Raw genomic sequence first — 19,189 nt, 5'->3', positions numbered from 1 at the left:
ACCTTGTCACTTTCAGGCGTATAACAATTCTGACCATATATTGAGAAAATATTGCTACTTTTATATTCTCAAAACATGGTCAGAAAGCTTATATTCCTTTAAAATCAAATAAAACCATGAAATTGAAGCTTGCTGCGGTGGTAGTGGCAGTACTCTTCCTCTCATCCCCGGTCTTCGCAAAATCTGGGGAAACTGGAATAAAAACCGTATATGACTCTGTAAAAAAAGGAGAAGTTGATTGGTTCAGCAAGTATATTTCATCCCAAACGTTCGACGTTTATCTGATATGGAATGAACCATCCAACAGTCTAACCTTAACGCTTTACTCTCCAAACGGTGACATATATGGCCCTTTTAGGGATTCGAGTGATGGTGTGGTTGATGGTAAAATAGTGCTTACAGTGGAGGACGCTGAGCGGGGAGTTTAGTACTTCAAAGTGTATGGCGAGAGAGTGAGCGGGGTGCAGTATTACACTCTAACCGTGTTATGAGGGCTAAATTCTCGGTTTTACTCCTGCTCGATTTTTTACCGGTTTTCCTGATTTTAATTTCAACTTCTGAGGCTGCCACGGTAAAGCCTGCAAACATCAGTGATGGAGAGCTGATGGAGAGGGTTAAAAACGACCCTGCAGATGAGATCAAAGTTTCTTTTTGGGATTTACCCCTGTGGATAAAAATGCACCACATCCTGACTTTGGTTGCAGGCTTTATTGCTATCTGGAAACTCCTACCGTTTTTCATCGGAAAAATTAAGGTCGGGCTAAAGAACAGAAGCAGAAAAAAGGTTCTTGAGTTTATAACCAGAAATCCCGGAGTAAGCCTGAAGGATTTGGATGTGCACTTTAAGATTAGCAGAAGTACACTCAGATATCATGTTGATGTTCTTGAAAGAGAAGGAAAGATAATAACTATAAAAGCGGGAAAGGAGAGGCTCGCTTTCCCGGTTGAATACTTTATTTTTAATGGGAGAGATGTTGACAAAGCAATAGTTCTGAGGTCTGATGCAAGAAAAAGGATTCTTGATGTGTTGAGTAAAAATGGAGATATGACGCTTGGAGAGCTGGCAAGAACCCTCGAAATGAACTACAAGACTTTACACTACCACGTGAATATTTTGCAGAAGGTAGGTTTTGTAGACTTCGACGGCCGGAATGTTAAGGTTAGGCTCTGAAGTCTTTATCCTACCTCTTTCATCATTTCCACAATAAGCCCGGCCATCTCTCTGTCAAACTCTCTAATGAGTTTTTCCAGTTTCCCTTTATCCGGTTCTGACTCGTCCATCTCTCGGAGAAGAGTGTTCAAACTTAGAACGGCCCCTTCAAACCCATCAGATATGATCTTCCCTAGCTGCGCTCTTGACCTCATCAATCTCTCAATTTCAAAGTAGAACGGAGTTACTAAGAAGCAGAGTTTCTTAACGTCCTCAAGCATGCCGTATAAATCCGCCAGAGCCTCCCCACCACTTGAGCCAAGACCGGCTGTGAGTACGACGCATTCATAATTGGAGAGCTCCTGTGCAAGAACCTCAATCTCCTCGTAACCGAAATAATTCGCGTTTTTCAACGTTTTCCTTTCATTGACGTTGTAAGCGTCGTAGTCGGAGTCTATTTTGAGCATCTCCCTCATTATACTTGTCCCTGCACCTCCCAGAGACACCACCGCAATTTTTGCCATTCAAATTCTTATTTCTCAAAAAATTTAAGGCTTTTCATCCCTTGGCTGAGATGTATATGCTGTAGCTGCCTGCAGGGGCGTTATCATCGACATCAATGTGCACGTTAATCACAGTCTCTGACGGATTTTCTGATGTACCGGCAGCTAATTTGAGCTTGTTTGAACTTGATATGCTATTTCCGCTTTGAGTATGGAATGAAACGTCGATGGCATCCTTGTCAGGACCCTCAACTACCTCTTCGAAGTATATCTCAGCCTCTCCACCTGAGTTTTTCACCCTGATCTCCTTCACGTAGTGTGATCCCTTTGCGACATCTATGCTGAAGCTTGAAGGAGATACAGAAATCTCACCTTCGACCACATCCACGTTACCTTTCACTGAGAAGTAGATCGCTGAAGCTGAAGCCCCTCCCAAGACAAGCAGTATTAGAATTATGGTGTGCCATCTCAGCTTCATGATTTTGAGTAGCATTGTTACTATTTAATTTTTGCTTCTTGATAAAGATTCTCACTCTAATCATCATCAACTTAACTTAAAACTTATATTAGTAAACGCACATCATATAGCATGAAAATAACACTGATGGTATTATTGATTATAATCACTCTTGCGCCAGTTACAGTAGCAGAGGACTTTTCAATGGATTCCGAGCAACTTGCTGTCGTTCTCCTTAAAAACACGATTTCCAACCTTGAAATGAGCAACAAATTCATGGCCATTCTTGATAATTCCGGAAGTGACGCAGTTTACCAGAACCTCTGGGGAGTGATTTACGGAACACTGACGGTTATGGCTGTAAACAACGAAGTTACCACCGCCATTCTCGACGAAGTTTCAAATTCGCAGGAGTTATCTTCAAAGGTTGGTAATGCAATCAATACGCTTGGAGAAAACAGCACCGTTGTTTTCGGGGATGTGAACGGGACTCAAGGATTGTCTCTGGTTCTGAGAAAGGAGGCCGAGGTTCTGCAGAATGGAAGCTACCCTTATTCGGACGATGAGACTATATCCCAAGCGTACGCCAGAGTAGTGGCAGACTTCACTTCTGAGAGCGTGGACTTCATAGTTAAGCTTTTCAGCAAAATCGATGAGGCTTTTGTTTGACTTTAGTCTTTTTTCTTCCTGATTTTCGAGTTAGATTTTCGTTATGGTTCGTTACGGTTTGTTGGGAAATAATTGGAAACTGCAGAAAAACTAAATTATCACGAAAATTATTTATACTTACTTCCTAAACTTTATAAGGTTGGAGGGGATCGCAAGTTTTCTGGTTTGCTTTTCCTTTCGACCGCCAACATTGAGGAGTTGATAGTATGGTAAACTCTAGACCACTGATTATTGTTATTCTACTCCTTAACCTTACTATTGAGATTACTGGGATTTGTCAGGCGGGCGTTTTACACGTTCCGGGGGATAACGCAACAATACAGGATGCAATAAATGCCTCAAGAAACGGGGACACGATAATAGTGAGAGATGGAATTTACAGCGTGTATCTCAACATCACAAAAAGCCTAACTTTGAGATCAGAAAACGGCACAGCAAACTGCATCCTCGAGGCAAGCACTAACGATGACATCATCGAGGTGCATGCAGGATTATGTAAACATAACCGGATTTACACTAAGGAACGGGCAGGATGACGGAATTGATGTTGAACCTTACAATTCTGATTCATCAGACCATGTAAACATTTCCGGAAACGTTCTCTACAACCTTTACGGCGGTATACAGATTGAAGACTCAAACTATGTGGTAATATTGGACAACAACATCTCTGAAGTAACGGAAGGAATATACGTCTACGGTTCATCAAATTATAACCTGATTGTAAACAATACGATTTCAGACTCCGATTACGGTATCAACATTCCCGCTGGAAGTGATAGCAGGATATACCTCAACAGATTCATCAACAACAGCCAGAATGCGAGGGACTGCGGAAACAACCACTGGAACTCAACAGAGATGCGACATTACACCTATCAGGGGAGTTCTTTCACGAACTACACGGGCAACTACTGGGATGATTATGCGGGAATTGATGCAAACGGAGACGGAATAGGTGATACATCATACAACATCTCGGATGAGTTCTGCGGTAAAGGAGGAGATGGCGGAGGGTCTGCAAGCTCTCAGTCAAAAGATTATTATCCGATGCTCTTCGAAACCTTAGCCCCACCACAAATCTCGAACATTCAGGAAACCAGTATAACAAATACAAGCATAACAATAAGCTGGCAGACGAATGTCGTAGCCAATAACCGCATCCTCTACAGCACAAATTCGGATTTGTCATCTCCAGCATGGTCTGAGTGGGATTACAACACTGCAAACCCTTCAATAACCCTTTCCGGATTGCTGGCTAACACAACTTACTACTACTCTGTTTATTCTTACAGAACCGATGACTCAAGCATTTACTCGAACAGCTCTATCAAAGATTTCAAAACCATAAGAGACCCGAAAACCTGGGTTGTGGATGACGATAGGACAGAATGTCCGTCAGCAGAGTTCACGAATATTCAGGATGCGGTGAACGCTTCAATTGATGGAGACACAGTAATTGTTTGCAACGGAACCTATGCTGGAAATATTACGGTTGATAAAAGCCTGAACCTAACAGGAACTGGTGAACCGTTAATAGATGCTTTTGATGTGGGAGCTGGGTTTGTTTTAAGTTCAGACAATAACATTATTCAGGGTTTTACGATTGATAAAGCAGGACTGTATAACCTTGGTGTTCCGCAGTCAGATTACAACTACGGAGTCTACATGCTCCCTTCGTCGGATGGGAATGTAATTAGAAGCAACAACATCACTAACGGAGGCGGAGTCTATATTTCTTCAAACAGTAATAATATAACTCAGAATTATTTCGAAAACAGTAATGTTGTGGTTGAGAATACATGGGTTAATAAAGGCAGGTATAACACAATCACCAACAACGATTTTCGATCCTCGGATCCTGACTTCCAGAACCCGATCATATGGGTTAAAAACAAAATTTCATCCGACATTATGGCTTACAACAGAATAGAAAGCAACAACATTAACCGAACAACTTCTCTGTCCGGTCTTGCAGCTATTTCCATCGATGTCCACATGGATAAAAGTACGATCACAGGGAACACTATTAAGAGTAATTTTGCAATAAAAGTTGATTCTGATGGTAATCGAATTGCAAACAACATCTTGAGAGGTTTGGAAGGGTTAATCGCAGGAACGGATATTGGGATAGACCTATACTACGCCAGGAACTGCATAGTGGATAACAATACAATCGAGTTTTACAATTATGGTGTTCGCCTAATACCCTCTGAAACTCCATACCTCAGCTCTCCAACAAATCTGACAATGGTCAACAATCACCTTTCAAATAACAACTATCATTTTTACTTCTATTTGCCACCCAGTTCTGACACTCTTTCTCCAACCTTCAATTCCTTCGATAACGATATCACCTCCAATAAAATTGTTGACGGAGGAGAGGAGAAAAGAATCTATTATTTGAAAAACCAGTCTGATACAATTTTCAATTACCCCGATGCATCATTTTTCGCATGCATAAACTGCAATAACATAACTGTTCGAGGTATCACCCCAGAAGACAACTCGCATGGAATACTTCTTTTCAACACCACAAATTCCCGAATAGAGAATGTAATCTCAAACGATAATGCAATTGCGGGAATTGCCGTTTACAGTTCCAGCAACATTACAGTCCAGGATTCTTATTTCTACAACAATGGAGAAGAAGGAACCGATGGTGTTGGAATTTACTTACAGATTACGGAAGATTCATCAATAGCTTCCACAGAGGTTGAAACAAACTGGTGTGAAGGACTCAAGCTTGATCTATCGAACAACAATACCGTTCAGAGTTCTAATTTCACCAACAACGGACCCGCTTACTACATTCCACCTGTAGACGAAAAGTGCGGAGCAGGAAAGGGAGTCAGCTTTTATAAATCGAACAATAATACTGTAAAAGATTCCTATGTGCTTGCCACAGTAATACCTCAACAGGGAAGCTGGAGGGGTGGGCAGAAATATGGTATCTCTCTTTATTATTCATCGAGCAGTAACAGGATCTTCAATAACTACTTCAACAACACTGTAAATGCCTACGACTCGGGTTTTAATTCTTGGAACGTAACAAAAACACCTGGTGAAAGCATAATAGGCACGCCTTACCTTGGAGGAAACTATTGGCACGATTATGCGGGAATTGACGCATTCGGAGGAGATGGGTTGGGTGACACGCTTATTCCCTATAATTCAAGTAGTAACATAACGAATGGCGGAGATTACCATCCATTAACATCGGTTGTGCAGGATGAGACACCTCCCATCATTTTCGTTGTTTCTCCTGCTGAAGGCAGGACTTATTCTGCAAGTTATGTCTATCTGGAGGTCTATTCTCCCAACCCAGATGCATACAGGTGGTGGTATAGTCTGAATTCTGGAGCGAATGTTTCCTTCACACCAAACACAACCATTAGTGGATTGACCAATGGAGATTACAGTTTGACGGTCTATGTGAACGATACCGCTGGCAACATCAATTCGACAACCGTGAACTTCACAGTTAGCATAACCACAGGAGGGGGTGGTGGAGGTGGAAGAGGTGTTGCTGTAACCCCACTCGAAGAGGTGACACAGCCAGACTTCGAGATTACAATTTTAAGCCCTGAGAAGAAGCAGTACGTAGAGAGAGATTTACTTCTTTCATTCACTTCCCCCGTTCCTTTGAAAAGGGCGTCGGTAGTTGTAGATGGTGGTAATGCCAAATCATTGAACATCTTAGCCTACGCAACATCAGGCTCAACGGAGGTACACCGCTTACATCTTGGAAAACACAAGATCATCGTTAACGGAGAAGATTACTACGGCAGAAAAGGAAGAGGGGAGATTGAATTTGAGATTATACCCTTAGCTTTGGGCGAGATCAACGTTACTGGCACAGAAACAACTCCCCGCTTCGTTGATGATGTCGCATTCTCTTTTTACGGAAGAAACGCCGACTATACTCTCGAATTCGAAGCTAAAGGAGAAGCAAGGATCGAGGTTTACACAAACGAATTTTACGGAAGTGGTATTCAACCATACAACGACCTTTCCGGTGGTTTGATTCACTCATTTAACCCCACGTTATCATACCAGAAGTATGAGATTTCAATCTCCGCAGACAATATCACTGCAGATGCTGAAAATCTGGTTTCATTCATCACTGAAAATGCAGGAGATGGAGAGAAAAGCTGGGAGATAAAGAATGTAACTTTAATCCCTTCCACACGTTTCAGCTTCCCGCAGATAGATGTTTTTGTATCTTATAAATCAATTTCCAAGGATGAAAAACTGACTCCATTCATCAGAATTGATGGAATTGTAAATTCTTCAGATTATTCTGCGTTCCTGTATTTAATTATCCCTGATGGCAAAAAGCTGTATTATCCGGAGTGGAATGAGGAAGAGAAAGCTTTAGACTCTTATTATCTGAGAACAAATTATTACGGTAGAATTCCTTCTGAGTTTAGCTTTGATGGGCAGAAGGCAGGAACATACATCCTTGCTGCGAAGATCGTCTCAGGTGACTCGATTCTTTCGTTATCTACGGACAGGCTTTATTACAGCAACGAAACTTCCGTGAAGCTATACATTAACAGAGAAGTGTTCAGCGAAGGGCAAGTGGTGGTGGTAGAGCAGGCCGTAACAGGTGAGGGCAATGCTTCGCTTTTAATTTCAATGGAAACTCCTGACGGGGAGCTAATCTACCTCCCGATGCTTTCCGAGAAACCAGAGGTCACAGAATACACGCCAATAAAATCAGACTACTTCACAGCTTTCAGTGAGACTGTAACAGGTTGGAGAGAGGGAGATTACATACTGAGGAGCAACCTTTTCAACGAATCCGGAGCGTTAATCGCTGAGGATATTCAGATCTTTGAGGTTTGCAAAGGAGCGTCAACACTGGAAGGCAAGTATTTCAGGAAAACGTCTGAAAATGATGTATCCTCATTTCTGTTGAGCAGAATAAGACTGATCGATTACTACAGTCTCCAGACTGAGGAGTTTGAGTTTGAAGGAGACCACTATGGTTATTCACTAGAAACAGTCCCCGGAAGATACTATCTTGCTGGATTTGCAATCTCAGAAGATGGGATAATGTATTCTATACCTCTGACGGAAGTCAATCTGGGATGCGGGCAAAATGAAATCAGAAATGTAATTCTCGACTCTCTCGGAAGTCTGAATGAAGAATTTGTAGAATCACTAGAGCTTAAAAGTCCGAAACTTCCGGCTTACGTTTACGGCAATGAGTTCCACTATGGAAATGAGGTGCTTTTCAGTGATAATTCGGATTTATGCTCAAAGCCAAAAGTGCTTGTTACAGTTGGACCTCCATGGAATGGATCAGAGACCGCAATTCTAACTGATTATCTCGCAACACTGATATCAAAAACCTCACCGGGCACTGATGTAATAACATACGGGGATGTTAGCTCTCTGCTCAAGTATCAGGAAGACAAAATGCTGGTTGGGGGAGAAGCGGATTATTCAAAGGTTGCTGGAATGATAAAAGACGTTCAGTACATTTTGAGGTTCTCCTATGCTTATTTCGGTGACACTCTGCTAATGAGTGCTAACCTGCTGGATTTTGACCTTGTTCAGGTATTCTACAGCACTTCGACAAGAGGTGGTAAGGTTCTGGAGACAGCAGATGAAATAACGAGAAGTATGGGTGACATCTCGAAAGTAATCGAAAATTATGAAATTGCCAGTCCAGTGCCTCCAAGAGACCCGATGCTTTTCGTAACCATCACACCTGAATCCCTCACATTTGAAGAAGGAAAAGATAGAGCAGAAATCAAAGTGGAAGTTAAAGATTGCCGTGGAAATCCTGTGAAGGGGGCGAGGGTTTACTTTGAAGAAGTGACTGACAGAGGTTTTGTCAAAGCAGATGGTGAAGAATGGATCTCAAGCCTTAGCTCAAATTACGTTTACTCCGTAACTGACAGCAGCGGAATCGCAAAAGCAGAATACGTCCTTGACCAGTCGAAGGGTGTAAAAAAAGGGTGTTGACAAAATCGATATTTTCACAAAAGCGAGAGGTAGAAAGCTGAAACACAACCTTGCTATAATAAAAATAGCCGGAATAGATATTGAAATAAGGGCAGAAAAAGAAGTAATCTCACCTAAGCAGGAAACGGAACTTTATATCTCTCTCTACAAAGAGGAGCTTGATGGTAGCAGAAAACCTCTTGCTGGCAGGACAATTTTGATTGAAAAGTACGGTCTGCTTGATGGCAAGATTGTGGTTGCAGGAGCAACCGATTCCTACGGGAATCCGGTGACGGATGAGATTGGAAATGCTGTAATCAGGTACATTGCAGGTAATAAAGAGGGAATTGTTAAGATTCCAGCAGTTTATCAGGGAGCAGGTTACACATGGGCTCCGAGGGATGAGGCTTTTATCAAAGTTAAGAAAGAGGAATTTGTCTTCAAGTCGGTGTTAGCGAGAATTCTCGAAATAACCTTTGGATTTATCTACTGTAGGGATATACTATCTGGGTGAGGATGGATGGAATAAGCTATCCGACTCGACTTTTGATGGAGAAATCATAAGGACGAATTTCACAACAACTCATAACGGAATTTACGTTTTTGCAGGGGAAAAGCTGGAAAAGCCGCATGGAACTCCAGCTGAGCAGCCAAAGTGGATTCCGGGTTTCGAATCTATAATAGCGGCAATAGGAATACTGCTCGCGATAATTCTCAGAGGGAGAATAGGTGGTAAATGATGTAACTTTTTTGCAATCAATTTTTTGTCTATTTTTTATTAAGTTCTATGTAAAATTATAGATTACCAATCTTTGCCGCAAGCCTCGCAAGCACTTCCTTCCTCTTCGCCTGAATGAACTTTATAGACCCAACCACGAGGTGTCCACCACCATCCACACCGGCAACAATCTCTTCTCTCAACTCCTTTACAATCCTTGGAATGTCCAGCTCAACCCCCTCGCTTCTTATCACTGCAAAATCAGGTCCGTAGCCGATCGTAACGATTCTGTCGTACTTCTGCTTTAACCTGTCGTGCACCTCTCCCGTCAGCTTGCCGGGAGGTGGGAAGGTAAACCTCTTTGCATAGTTCTCAACATCTAATGCTGCCAGAGCGATTCCATTCGGCAGAATCTGCACCTTCACACCATCCATCGCGGTCCTCACCTGTTCTTCTATCGCCATCTTTGCGTATTCAGAGAGCATTTTTACCAGCTTTACGTGCCTGTCCTGCCTGCCAAAACCGAGAATCTCGTGCATGATCTGACTTGCCGCCCTGAATCTGAGATAAAATCCTTCAAACTCCACTGCAAGTGCGATGTCTGCAAGCTCCTCTCTGCTTTTTCCCGAAAGCTCTATGTACTTCTCCACCTCTCCCTCTGCCCTATCACCCACAACCGAAATTGCAGCGAGGTGCTTCATATCCAAGTCGGAAATCATCCTCGCTATTTCCACGCAGAGCACTCCTGAGGTGTAGTTGCTGTCACCACCGACCTTGTAGGGGTTGACGTGATAGAGGAGGTAGCTGTCAATCTCATCATCCGGATAGTGGTGGTCTATGGTGATCACGTCTGCTCCAAAGAGTAGGAACTGCCTTACCGCCGGCAAGTCCTCAAGTCCCGAGCCGTTGTCAACAAGCACAACCAGAGGAATTTTATCTCCATGTCTCTCCATATCCTCAAGACTCTCGTCCAGATCTCTGACAACGTCCTCGAGCTCGTAAAATGGGGCCCTTGAAACTTTCCTCTTAACCAGATAGTATTTAGCCTCGCTGTCCGAGTGAACTCTCTCAACCAGGTCGATGAGGGCCTTCTCCAGAGCCACACCTCCGCAAGTACCGTCTGCATCCCAGTGATGCCTGATTATCACTGGCCTCGACTCGTAGATTGCTTTCTTCAGCTCTTTGGCAACACTCATCATGTCCTCCTTCAGTGCCTCAAGAACATCGCTCTCGATCAGGAAACCTTTGAAATCAGGCTCACAGGCTCTCTCAATCTCAGCCTCGACTCTCTTCCTTATCTCGTAAGCGTCCTCTCCCAAAAGCTTCTCCATCTCAAGAATTTCAATCTGGAACTTGGTGTCCCTCTTTTTGACTATCCCTATTATTCTTACTACGTCATCAACTCCAACCTCAGGATACGCCCTCTCGCCCCCTTCGAATGCAGCAGCCTGCACACTTGCCTTACCGTCAAGCAGTGTGAAAATTGTTGGCCCTCCAGTCACCTTGATGTGCGTAACCAGCCCCCTAACCTCAACCATCTTTCCTATGTATTTCTCAAGATCCGAAATCTCAACTCTCTCCACCTCTTTTGATATCTCCACCACCTTGTAATCGTCCATTTTGACCGGCTTCAGATCGATCTCTCCGCTGAACCCTATCCCGCTCACCTGAACCAGAACTTCCTCGTCCTCAGAAAACCTGTTGTTTCCCAGGTTCTTTCTGTGAATTAGCCCCCTCAACCTCTTGTTTAGATTGACGAAGACGCCTATATCCGTAACAGCCGAGACCGTACCGACGTAAACTCTGTTTATTCTGACATCTTCAATCCCGCAACTGTTTTTCAGCCTGTAAGCGTGCGGCTGTCTCCTGCACCTGCTGCAGAGATCGTGGTTGCCAATAACTCTTTCTCCGCAAATTTTGCATCTTCCCGCCTTTCCCGTGCCTTTGCACTCCTTGCAGACCTCCATGATTTTTACCTTCCCCGTTCCTCTGCATACTCCACACACACCGTTCATGAACATCTTTATCTGCTCATCGGATAGCTCAGCAGTTATCTTCGGGTCGAAGCTCTTTGCCTTCCCGGTTCCACCGCAAATCTCGCAATCCTTTTCGATCTCTACATACCCCTTGCCATCGCAGGCGCTGCAGTTCATTGGTTTCAGAGTTGCAGCTTTGTTAATAACACTATCCTGATCGCAGTCATGATCACCGTGAAAATTACGGCAAGCAAACTGAGGGTGATGAAAGCACTTATTGCCCTCTCAACGTCCTTCACATCCGGACTTTTGCCCGGTAACGAGTAATGTCCGGGCTTTTCGAGCTTTGCTCCGAGAACGTAGGAAATGGAAGAAATTGCACAGCCGTTTAGCTTCACGTTGTTCTTCAAACCGTAAATAATCGCTCCCCTCCTCAAAAACTCAAAGAAGACTAACGAAAGTCTTGCGGGAATGTAGTTGAGCAAATCATCCAATCTGGCAGCAAACTTTCCAAAAGCCTCGTACCTGCCCTTCCTGTAGCCGATCATTGCATCACACGTGTTTACCGCTCTGTAGACTACAGCACCGGCAACTCCAAATATTGCGAAATAGAAGAGGGGTGCAACCACTCCATCAACGTAATTTTCCGCAACGGACTCTATGACGGCAGAACAAAGCTGCTCCTCGCTCAGCTCTCCCGTATTCCTGCTTACAATCATTTGAACCGCTTTCCTGTCCAAGCCGTTTACTATGCATGCCTTCGCGTGGTTCACCATGCTCCTGATCGAAATAGCTGAGAAGAGCAGATACGCAGACCAGAGAAAACTTGCTGGGTAAGGGAGAGGGAGTAAGGCAAGTATCAGGGCAAGAGAGATGATTGATAAGCAGCAAAAAGTTCCGTAGAGAATTTCTACTTTTCTCCTGCTGAACTTGATTTTTTCAAACAATGATATCAACTTGCCAAACCAGACAACCGGATGCAGCAATGCGGGTGGTTCTGCAATGAAAAAATCAAGAACGAGGGCTGAAAGCAGAACTGCAATCTCTGTAATGACCATCACTTGAAGGAGTGAAGACATCTATAAAAACTTTGATGCCCTAAAACTTTTACAAAGAAACTTTTACAAAACAGAAATTGTTATATTGTAATTTCAATATTGTAAGTACAATGAAGAAAATCAAGTTACTGCTAACAACATTCGCAATTGTGAACCTGACGGATTACCTCACCACAGTAAAAGGCATCGAAATGGGATTTCGGGAACTTAACGAGTTTGTAGCCTCCTTGACACCGGCATCATTTCTTCTTCTCAAAGTTGCTATCTTAGCCACAATTTTCGCCCTCGTCCTCTCAACTCGAAAACTCAACTTTCCTCTGAATAAAGGAGTTCATCTTGGGATTGTGGTGGGCCTGACAGCCTCTACAGCCGTCCTTGGAGTATGCTCTTTCCACAACCTCCTGTTGCTGCTGGGCTTTAAGGAAATAGAGGTTATTGTAAAACTTATGTCAGGAGTTTTGGCTTTAGTTTAATTTGGTCTATACTGTTTTTTCTTGATAATTTTATTTTACATGTATATGGTGTTAGGTTAGTAAAAATCTCAGAAAAAATATAGACTTTAAATCTGAAGCCAAAGCATGGGGTTTAGTAGAATACTGGTGATTGCTCTTTTAATTCCAATCCTTATCGCAGGGTGCTCCCAAGAGTTGACCATTGGTCAACCGGAGATTAGAGGGGTAAGTCATGAGTGGGGAGAAGTAACGACTTCAACGAGTGAAATAATAACAAAAATCGTTGTTTATAATCCCAATCCGATTCCGCTACCGCTAAAAGACGTTTTAACTGAAGTCTACATGAATAACATAAAGATGGGGGAGGGTTTAGCTTTAAAAGCTGAAATTAAAGCAAACTCAGAGTCGACCATACTCATCTCAACGAAGCTTGAAAATGACAAAATACCAGAGTGGTGGGTTTCACACATTAAGAACGGTGAGAAGTCAACGATGAATGTAAGAGGCTACTTGGTCTTCGACCTCAAAGTTACGGAATTCAAATATCCCATCGAGCTTTCCAACCCGATAGAAACGGACATACTGGCTGGATTAAGCTCAAACGAGCCACAGAAGATTAGCATTGGGCCTGCCGGTTTAACAATCAGGTCAACCAAGTCATACTGGGGGGAAGTAAACGAAAACTACACTGAGGTTATAACCACAGCTACGATCTACAATGACAACTTGGTTCCGGTTAAGATAATGAAGATCCATTACTTGGTTGATATGAACGGCATCAAGTTTTCTGAGGGTTCAAGTAATGTTGAAACTACCATACAGCCAAGGTCTGAAGCGACGCTCACGTATACAATAAAGCTCGACAATAAAATGCTCGACGAGTGGTGGGTCAGCCATATTGAGAATGGAGAAAAGACGAAAGTCAAAATCGTCTTACAGCCAGTTATTGAATTTGCTAGTAAGGAGTACAGGTTCACCTTGGTAGAGAAGGTATCGGAATTCATAACCCACTTGGTTCAATGAGTGCTAAAACGTCGTGGAGTTATTTGAGTTTAAAACAGCTTACAAAATGAAATAAATTTATTCAGTCTGGTCAACAACCTCTAAAACCTCTGCCTTTATGTTGCCCTTTCCACCAGTTGGCTCTGCAATAGTTCTACCGCAGATTATGCACTTCACAACTGTTGAGGGGTGGTCAAAAATTATCTGCTCGTGCTCGCAGTCGGGGCATTTGACCTTGACAAACCTGCTGTGCACACTCCCACCTCCTCACTTCTCTATCAACTCGAACCTCTTGGCTCTCCATGTCGGGCGGTGGTGAGCCTTCTTGCACTCCGTGCAGCGGAATCTGATGTTGACTCTCTTCGTTGGCTTATCTCCACCAGGAACCTTGCTGAACTTGCCCAAGTTTCCAACTTTTCCCCTTCTCTTCTTCTGCCTGTTGATCCAGTTAAGTGAACTTGCCTTTCCCTTGCTAACTCTCTCCACTTCATGAAGAGTGTGCTTCCCGCAATACCGGCAGAACGTCTTAACCTTCTTGGGATATTTCATCTTCTTTCACCTCTATTCTCTCAGCGATACCGCCTTTGATCAGAGCGTCAGCGTTCAACTGAGGGAGTGTAACCACATCTTCCCTCCTCAATTTATATGTTTTTCCGTCAGCCCCCTGTATCTCGACATCCTTTTTAATCCTTAAAAGCACTCTATCCTCAACTTTCTTCCGCTCTCCTTCCAGAATGCTCCGTTTGAACTCCTTTATTATCTCAATCAGCTTCTTGAAGAATAGTCTTTCATCAGTGCACATGTTCTCAACATCACTGTTGAACTGCTGCCCGCAAACCTCAGCCCAAGCAGCGCTGATGATCTTGCCGGTTCTCAGCTCAAAAATTTTCCTCTGCATCCTTTTCAGCGTTCTTATCTCGTCTTCATACCTGAAAAAGTCACTTTCTTCGGCAGAACTTTTTAGCTCTTCAAGCTCCGCTATTCTTTCCCTCAACTTCTCGTAAAAGTCTTCCTCAATTTTCGATAGCTGAGTTCTGTTTTTTTCAATGAGGAGCAGGAGTTCATCCAGGTTCATCACACCACCTACACCTTGGAAACTTTAAGGTTGTTCATAATCTTTAAATCTTCGGTAACCAAGAAAATACATGGAATTTCGTAAAGAGGTTGAAGTTGCGAAGATTCTTGTTGGTGGTAAAGTCGAGGAGAACGTTGTTGAGATACGCTACGACCCTTTGACGCTGCAGACATCAAGAATTCTGAAAAAGACAATTCCGATGCAAAGCGGGGACTTTCAGGAGGAGATTGAGAGCACGAAGTCCTGGTGTCCTTTTTGCCCGGAAAGGATTGAGCAGATGGCATCACGTGATCCTGAGATAATGAAGGGGGAGCTGTGGAAAAGGGGAGAAGGTGTGCTTTTCTCCAACCTCACGCCTTACTCCAGATACTCCCTCGTTTTAAGGCTGACGGAGGAGCACTACGTTCCAGTATCCGAATTCAGGCAGCAGCACTTCTATGATGCCTTTAAGCTGATTCAGGAGTATGTGAAGAAGGTCCCGGATGGGAAGTACTACATAACAATCGGGATGAACTACCTCAAACCTTCGGGAAGCAGCATCATGCATCCCCACATTCAGGTAATGATAAGTGAGGTGTCGACAGACTACTTCGCAAGACTTGAGTGGAGCGCACTTGAGTTCAAGGAGAGCAAGGGTGTTGACTACTGGAAGAAACTTGCAGAGGTCGAAAAGGAAGGAGAGAGGTATGTTGGCAGAACAGAGAAGACTGACTGGATCGCAGCCTTCGCTCCGAAAGGATTTTTCCACTTTACGGGCATACCTGAGGAGAGAGAGTTTGCGGAGATGAGTGATGAACAGTTTAATGGAATTGCTGAAGGAATTGTAAAGATTCTGAAGTACTACGGTAAGAAGGGTCTGAACGCGTTCAACTTCTCAATGTTCTGCGCTGACAGAATCGGAGAGCATTTCAGGACGAACATCAACATCGTTGCGAGGACACCGTTCGCAAAATACTACTGGTGCGACGTGTTCTATCCGAAAATGTTCCACGACGAGAGTGTTGTGTTTTTCGTTCCAGAAGAGTATGCCAGTGAAATTAAGGAGATCTGGAACGAGCTATGATAGTGAGGTCTTACTTATACGAGAAACTTAACGGAGAGGTTAGGTGCAAGACTTGCTGGCATCGCTGCGTAATAAAAGAAGGCAAGACTGGAATTTGCAGAGTCAGGAAGAACGAGGGTGGAGAGCTCCTCGTGCTGAACTACGGAATGGCTTCATCCATTGCCCTCGACCCCATCGAGAAGAAGCCGCTGAACAACTTCAAGCCCGGAAGCAAGGTTCTATCTTTCGGCAGTGTGAGCTGTAACTTCCGCTGCAAGCACTGTCAGAATTTTGAGATAGCCTTTGCCGACCTCAACTACCCGTACTTGAGAGAGATTGAGCCTGACACGGTTTTAAGGATGTGTATAGAAAGAAAAGCTGATGGTGTTGCCTGGACGTACAACGAGCCAGCCATCTGGCATGAATTTGCCCTTGACAGCTCAAAACTTGTAAAGGAGTCTGGATACTATGTTGTCTACGTCACCAACGGCTACATGACTCCGGAAGCCGTTGACCAGTTTGAGGGAATACTTGATGCTGCGAATGTTGACGTTAAGGCATTCAGGGAGGATTTTTACAGGAGAATTTGCCACGCAAAGCTCGAACACGTGCTTGAAACCGTAGAGTACCTTTACCGAAAGGGTGTTTTCATCGAGCTTACTTATCTCATCATTCCGGGAGAGAATGACGACAGGGGAGAAATAAGAGAGTTTTGCAGGTGGGTTGCAGAGCTTTCGCCAAAAATTCCAGTCCACTTCTCCCGCTTCCATCCGGACTACAAGATGCTCGACAAACCACCAACACCTGTGGAGACAATAGAAGAGGCTATTGAGATTGCCAAGAAGGAGGGGATAGAGTACGTATATGCCGGAAACGTGTGGGGGCACAGATACGAGAACACCTACTGCCCCAACTGCGGAGAGCTGCTGATTGAAAGGGAGGGATTCTACGTTTACAACATCAATCTCGTTAAAGATGAACCACCAAAGTGCCCCAACTGCGGTTATGCTCAGAACATAATACTCTGAACGTTTTTCTCCACTTTTTCGTAATCGTAGGTACACTCAACAACATTTCCAGCCAGCTTGCCCTTCAGGTTTTTGGGGTTGAAGGGTATCCTTCCTCCGTAAACTACGAGAGCGTCACAGGAAACGCTCTCCCCACCAATCTCAACTCTCTCAACCCTTCTGCTACCGTAAACCTCTGCCGGCTCTTTTGACAACAGAACTTCCACTTCAAAATCTTTCTCGACAAGATACCTCTCAAGCGGCTTTAAAATGTCCTCTTCCTTTCTCGCAACAACTAAAACCTTGTTGCCGATTCTTTTTCCCATTGCAAGCAGCCTTATGGCAGTTTCAAGAGTGTATATCCCCGCAACTCTTTTTCCGTAAATCTCTGAAGCGGCAGGAGTTAAATCGACAGCACCTGTGCAAATAAAGAAACCATCCTCCTTTTTAACCTCCAATCCCTGCGGAGATATTACCTTGAACGGGTTTGTTGAAACAACACATCCCTTAATGACCTCCACTTCGCTTTCATCTACTTTTTCAATATATTTAGCGTAGTATTCTTTCAACTCATCTATTTTTGCAAATTCGGCAAGCTCTCCTCCTTTTCCTCGCATGTCGTAAACTTTGGCTTCAACACCCTTTTCCCTTAGCTTCTCAGCCACTGAGATTCCTGCGTATCCTGCACCGACAACGACTACCATACGATTTCACTCTCCTCTATCTCCTTCTTTACCTTCCCACTCTTCTCCTCTATTATCCTCATTATCTCCGCATGACACTTGCAGCAGTCCATTCCTGCCCACGTGAGGTGTCTTACGGTGTCAAAACAGCCACCTTCTTCCAGTGCTTTAATGATTTCAGCCTTGCTCACCATGTTGCAGAGGCAGACGATCTCTCCGAAGTCCTCATTCTCATCAATTGCCTTCCTAATCCTTTCGTCATCCATCTCTGAAAGCCTTGTCCACCGAGGCCTCTTGATGTCTTCTTTCCTCTTCATCTCAAATCTGGAGGAGAGCATCTCAATTACCATCTTTGCAATTGCCGGAGCAGCGGTCAGACCAGGGCTCTGTATGCCTGCGACGTTGATAAAGCCATCCACCGGTTGATTGATGACAAAATCTGTGCCGGCAATAGACCTCAAGCCCGCGTAGAACGCAACAACACCCTCTGGCCTCCTCTTGAACAAAGGTGAGAACTTCTCGATTATGCCCTCTATCTCCTCCTTTTTCACTGAAGTGTCCTCCTTGCTGTCAACATCAATCAAGTTGGGCCCCCAGAGCGGCTTGCCGTCAAAGCCAATGAGTGCCCCGCCCCCCTTCGTCCTCTTGTTTGGCTTGAGGGGTATTGCAACTGTCAGGTGGTTGGAGAATCCCCTTTCAGCGAAAACTATGTGCGTACCTTTTCCCGGAGTTATGGTCATTTCGTAACCAACCATCCTCGCTATATCGTCAGCGTAAAGCCCTGCACAGTTTATAACGCACCTGGCTTCAAAATCCCCCTTAGTCGTCTTGACAACAAATCCTTCGCCCTTTCTCTCAATTCCCGTAACCTCGCAGTCGTAGTGAACTTCCACGCCATTTGCTTTTGCAAACCTTATTGCTGAGGCCGTCATCTCAACCGGATTTACGACACCAGCTGTTGGAAGGAAAAGCCCACCCCATATATCCTCTCTCACATTCGGAACCATTTCAAGAACTTTCTTCTTGCTCAGTCTTTTCGAAACAACACCGTTTAGCCTGAAATAAAGCTGAATGATAGGAATTGCAAGGAAAGTAATAACGTTCGTTGCCACCAGAATTAACCCAACCCTTTTAAAGGTGAAACCAAGTTCCTCAGCCTCAGCGTCCATCATTGCGTTGCCTTTAAGGCAGAGCTTGCTCTTCAAAGACCCAAACGGGAGCTGGAGTGGGTGGATGATTCCAGAACAGCCTTTGGTCTGGTCCAAACCCGGCCCTGATTTCCTCTCGACAACCACAACATCGAGGTCGTATTTGGATAACTCTTTGGCTATAAAGCTACCAGTAACACCAGCGCCAACAATGAGCACGTCCTTCACGATTGCCCGTAAACGATGTAATTAATAAATTTTTATGTTTTCCATACAAACTGCTGAACGTCT

The 19,189-nt window shown here is 44.1% G+C and carries 20 protein-coding genes; 11 read left to right on the top strand and 9 right to left on the bottom strand.

Going from position 1 to position 19,189, the window contains the following annotated elements; translation table 11 throughout:
- Nucleotides 1-116 precede the first annotated feature (116 nt).
- Entirely contained in the window at nt 117-428 is a 312-nt protein-coding gene (locus tag H0Z19_RS01210) for a hypothetical protein (RefSeq protein WP_290723007.1), read from the top strand.
- A gap of 59 nt (nt 429-487) precedes the next feature.
- Entirely contained in the window at nt 488-1,171 is a 684-nt protein-coding gene (locus tag H0Z19_RS01205) for a winged helix-turn-helix transcriptional regulator (RefSeq protein ID WP_290723006.1), read from the top strand.
- 5 nt (nt 1,172-1,176) lie between these two features.
- On the opposite strand, the gene H0Z19_RS01200 is transcribed toward H0Z19_RS01205, so the two are convergent.
- Nucleotides 1,177-1,674 (bottom strand): hypothetical protein, encoded by a 498-nt coding sequence (locus tag H0Z19_RS01200; RefSeq protein ID WP_290723005.1) that lies wholly within the window; start codon nt 1,672-1,674, stop codon nt 1,177-1,179.
- Nucleotides 1,675-1,708: 34 nt separating this feature from the next.
- Nucleotides 1,709-2,131, bottom strand: coding sequence for a hypothetical protein (locus tag H0Z19_RS01195; protein ID WP_290723003.1), 423 nt, complete (start codon nt 2,129-2,131; stop codon nt 1,709-1,711).
- A 111-nt stretch (nt 2,132-2,242) separates the two neighbouring features.
- Here H0Z19_RS01195 and H0Z19_RS01190 point away from each other — a divergent pair, with 111 nt between their 5' ends.
- The 5 genes from H0Z19_RS01190 (at nt 2,243) to H0Z19_RS01170 (ending at nt 9,477) form a co-directional block, all read left to right on the top strand.
- Complete coding sequence (locus tag H0Z19_RS01190) at nt 2,243-2,779, top strand: hypothetical protein (protein ID WP_290723002.1); 537 nt, start codon at nt 2,243-2,245, stop codon at nt 2,777-2,779.
- A gap of 206 nt (nt 2,780-2,985) precedes the next feature.
- Nucleotides 2,986-3,315 carry a hypothetical protein gene (locus tag H0Z19_RS01185; protein ID WP_290723000.1) on the top strand — a complete coding sequence of 110 codons (330 nt, stop codon included), beginning with the start codon at nt 2,986-2,988 and terminating at the stop codon, nt 3,313-3,315.
- Nucleotides 3,263-8,758: a NosD domain-containing protein gene (locus tag H0Z19_RS01180; protein ID WP_290722998.1), complete on the top strand. Its 5,496-nt coding sequence runs from the start codon at nt 3,263-3,265 to the stop codon at nt 8,756-8,758. The genes H0Z19_RS01185 and H0Z19_RS01180 overlap by 53 nt, the downstream gene beginning before the upstream one ends.
- Nucleotides 8,759-8,954: 196 nt before the next feature.
- Nucleotides 8,955-9,251, top strand: coding sequence for a hypothetical protein (locus tag H0Z19_RS01175; protein ID WP_290722996.1), 297 nt, complete (start codon nt 8,955-8,957; stop codon nt 9,249-9,251).
- Complete coding sequence (locus H0Z19_RS01170; RefSeq protein ID WP_290722994.1) at nt 9,214-9,477, top strand: PGF-CTERM sorting domain-containing protein; 264 nt, start codon at nt 9,214-9,216, stop codon at nt 9,475-9,477. The genes H0Z19_RS01175 and H0Z19_RS01170 overlap by 38 nt, the downstream gene beginning before the upstream one ends.
- A gap of 55 nt (nt 9,478-9,532) precedes the next feature.
- Here the strand turns inward: H0Z19_RS01170 and H0Z19_RS01165 are convergent, their stop codons facing one another.
- Nucleotides 9,533-11,608 carry a DHH family phosphoesterase gene (locus H0Z19_RS01165; protein ID WP_290722993.1) on the bottom strand — a complete coding sequence of 692 codons (2,076 nt, stop codon included), beginning with the start codon at nt 11,606-11,608 and terminating at the stop codon, nt 9,533-9,535.
- Between the two features lie 5 nt (nt 11,609-11,613).
- Nucleotides 11,614-12,489, bottom strand: a complete 876-nt coding sequence (gene cbiB, locus H0Z19_RS01160) for an adenosylcobinamide-phosphate synthase CbiB (protein WP_290722991.1) — start codon at nt 12,487-12,489, stop codon at nt 11,614-11,616.
- Nucleotides 12,490-12,599: 110 nt separating this feature from the next.
- Here cbiB and H0Z19_RS01155 point away from each other — a divergent pair, with 110 nt between their 5' ends.
- Both H0Z19_RS01155 and H0Z19_RS01150 read left to right on the top strand, forming a co-directional pair.
- On the top strand, nt 12,600-12,962 hold the full coding sequence (locus H0Z19_RS01155) for a DUF5658 family protein (protein ID WP_290722990.1): 363 nt from the start codon (nt 12,600-12,602) through the stop codon (nt 12,960-12,962).
- 105 nt (nt 12,963-13,067) lie between these two features.
- Complete coding sequence (locus tag H0Z19_RS01150; protein WP_290722989.1) at nt 13,068-13,964, top strand: LEA type 2 family protein; 897 nt, start codon at nt 13,068-13,070, stop codon at nt 13,962-13,964.
- A gap of 57 nt (nt 13,965-14,021) precedes the next feature.
- Here H0Z19_RS01150 and H0Z19_RS01145 read toward each other — a convergent pair whose 3' ends face one another.
- Genes H0Z19_RS01145 through H0Z19_RS01135 form a run of 3 tightly spaced genes read right to left on the bottom strand, consistent with a single transcriptional unit; the run spans nt 14,022 to nt 15,018 of the window.
- The gene (locus H0Z19_RS01145; protein WP_290722988.1) at nt 14,022-14,198 is read right to left on the bottom strand and encodes a 30S ribosomal protein S27e; all 177 of its coding nucleotides are present in this window, start codon (nt 14,196-14,198) and stop codon (nt 14,022-14,024) included.
- Between the two features lie 12 nt (nt 14,199-14,210).
- The gene (locus tag H0Z19_RS01140) at nt 14,211-14,492 is read right to left on the bottom strand and encodes a 50S ribosomal protein L44e (RefSeq protein ID WP_290722986.1); all 282 of its coding nucleotides are present in this window, start codon (nt 14,490-14,492) and stop codon (nt 14,211-14,213) included.
- Nucleotides 14,470-15,018: a hypothetical protein gene (locus H0Z19_RS01135; RefSeq protein ID WP_290722984.1), complete on the bottom strand. Its 549-nt coding sequence runs from the start codon at nt 15,016-15,018 to the stop codon at nt 14,470-14,472. The genes H0Z19_RS01140 and H0Z19_RS01135 overlap by 23 nt, the downstream gene beginning before the upstream one ends.
- 70 nt (nt 15,019-15,088) lie before the next feature.
- On the opposite strand from H0Z19_RS01135, the gene H0Z19_RS01130 reads away from it, so the two are divergent.
- Nucleotides 15,089-16,081, top strand: coding sequence for a hypothetical protein (locus H0Z19_RS01130; protein WP_290722982.1), 993 nt, complete (start codon nt 15,089-15,091; stop codon nt 16,079-16,081).
- Nucleotides 16,078-17,088, top strand: a complete 1,011-nt coding sequence (gene amrS, locus H0Z19_RS01125; RefSeq protein WP_290722981.1) for an AmmeMemoRadiSam system radical SAM enzyme — start codon at nt 16,078-16,080, stop codon at nt 17,086-17,088. The genes H0Z19_RS01130 and amrS overlap by 4 nt, the downstream gene beginning before the upstream one ends.
- On the opposite strand, the gene H0Z19_RS01120 is transcribed toward amrS, so the two are convergent.
- Together H0Z19_RS01120 and H0Z19_RS01115 are read right to left on the bottom strand one after the other, a co-directional pair.
- A complete protein-coding gene (locus H0Z19_RS01120) occupies nt 17,070-17,771 on the bottom strand; it encodes an FAD/NAD(P)-binding oxidoreductase (RefSeq protein ID WP_290722979.1) in 702 nt (233 codons plus the stop codon). The genes amrS and H0Z19_RS01120 overlap by 19 nt on opposite strands.
- Complete coding sequence (locus H0Z19_RS01115) at nt 17,765-19,126, bottom strand: NAD(P)/FAD-dependent oxidoreductase (RefSeq protein ID WP_290722977.1); 1,362 nt, start codon at nt 19,124-19,126, stop codon at nt 17,765-17,767. The genes H0Z19_RS01120 and H0Z19_RS01115 overlap by 7 nt, the downstream gene beginning before the upstream one ends.
- Nucleotides 19,127-19,189: the final 63 nt, after the last annotated feature.

Source organism: Archaeoglobus sp. (assembly GCF_017656475.1).
Taxonomy (GTDB): Archaea; Halobacteriota; Archaeoglobi; order Archaeoglobales; family Archaeoglobaceae; genus Archaeoglobus.
This window is presented reverse-complemented; position numbering and strand designations above follow the sequence as displayed.

Bases quoted from the DNA above. Each gene is read 5' to 3' on its own strand.
- H0Z19_RS01210 (WP_290723007.1), top strand. From the start codon at position 117: ATGAAATTGAAGCTTGCTGCGGTGGTAGTGGCAGTACTCTTCCTCTCA.
- H0Z19_RS01185 (WP_290723000.1), top strand. From the start codon at position 2,986: ATGGTAAACTCTAGACCACTGATTATTGTTATTCTACTCCTTAACCTT.
- H0Z19_RS01155 (WP_290722990.1), top strand. From the start codon at position 12,600: ATGAAGAAAATCAAGTTACTGCTAACAACATTCGCAATTGTGAACCTG.
- H0Z19_RS01130 (WP_290722982.1), top strand. From the start codon at position 15,089: ATGGAATTTCGTAAAGAGGTTGAAGTTGCGAAGATTCTTGTTGGTGGT.
- H0Z19_RS01165 (WP_290722993.1), bottom strand. From the start codon at position 11,608: ATGAACTGCAGCGCCTGCGATGGCAAGGGGTATGTAGAGATCGAAAAG.
- H0Z19_RS01190 (WP_290723002.1), top strand. From the start codon at position 2,243: ATGAAAATAACACTGATGGTATTATTGATTATAATCACTCTTGCGCCA.
- cbiB (WP_290722991.1), bottom strand. From the start codon at position 12,489: ATGGTCATTACAGAGATTGCAGTTCTGCTTTCAGCCCTCGTTCTTGAT.
- H0Z19_RS01135 (WP_290722984.1), bottom strand. From the start codon at position 15,018: ATGAACCTGGATGAACTCCTGCTCCTCATTGAAAAAAACAGAACTCAG.
- H0Z19_RS01200 (WP_290723005.1), bottom strand. From the start codon at position 1,674: ATGGCAAAAATTGCGGTGGTGTCTCTGGGAGGTGCAGGGACAAGTATA.
- H0Z19_RS01150 (WP_290722989.1), top strand. From the start codon at position 13,068: ATGGGGTTTAGTAGAATACTGGTGATTGCTCTTTTAATTCCAATCCTT.
- H0Z19_RS01140 (WP_290722986.1), bottom strand. From the start codon at position 14,492: ATGAAATATCCCAAGAAGGTTAAGACGTTCTGCCGGTATTGCGGGAAG.
- H0Z19_RS01120 (WP_290722979.1), bottom strand. From the start codon at position 17,771: ATGGTAGTCGTTGTCGGTGCAGGATACGCAGGAATCTCAGTGGCTGAG.
- H0Z19_RS01205 (WP_290723006.1), top strand. From the start codon at position 488: ATGAGGGCTAAATTCTCGGTTTTACTCCTGCTCGATTTTTTACCGGTT.
- amrS (WP_290722981.1), top strand. From the start codon at position 16,078: ATGATAGTGAGGTCTTACTTATACGAGAAACTTAACGGAGAGGTTAGG.
- H0Z19_RS01180 (WP_290722998.1), top strand. From the start codon at position 3,263: ATGCAGGATTATGTAAACATAACCGGATTTACACTAAGGAACGGGCAG.
- H0Z19_RS01195 (WP_290723003.1), bottom strand. From the start codon at position 2,131: ATGAAGCTGAGATGGCACACCATAATTCTAATACTGCTTGTCTTGGGA.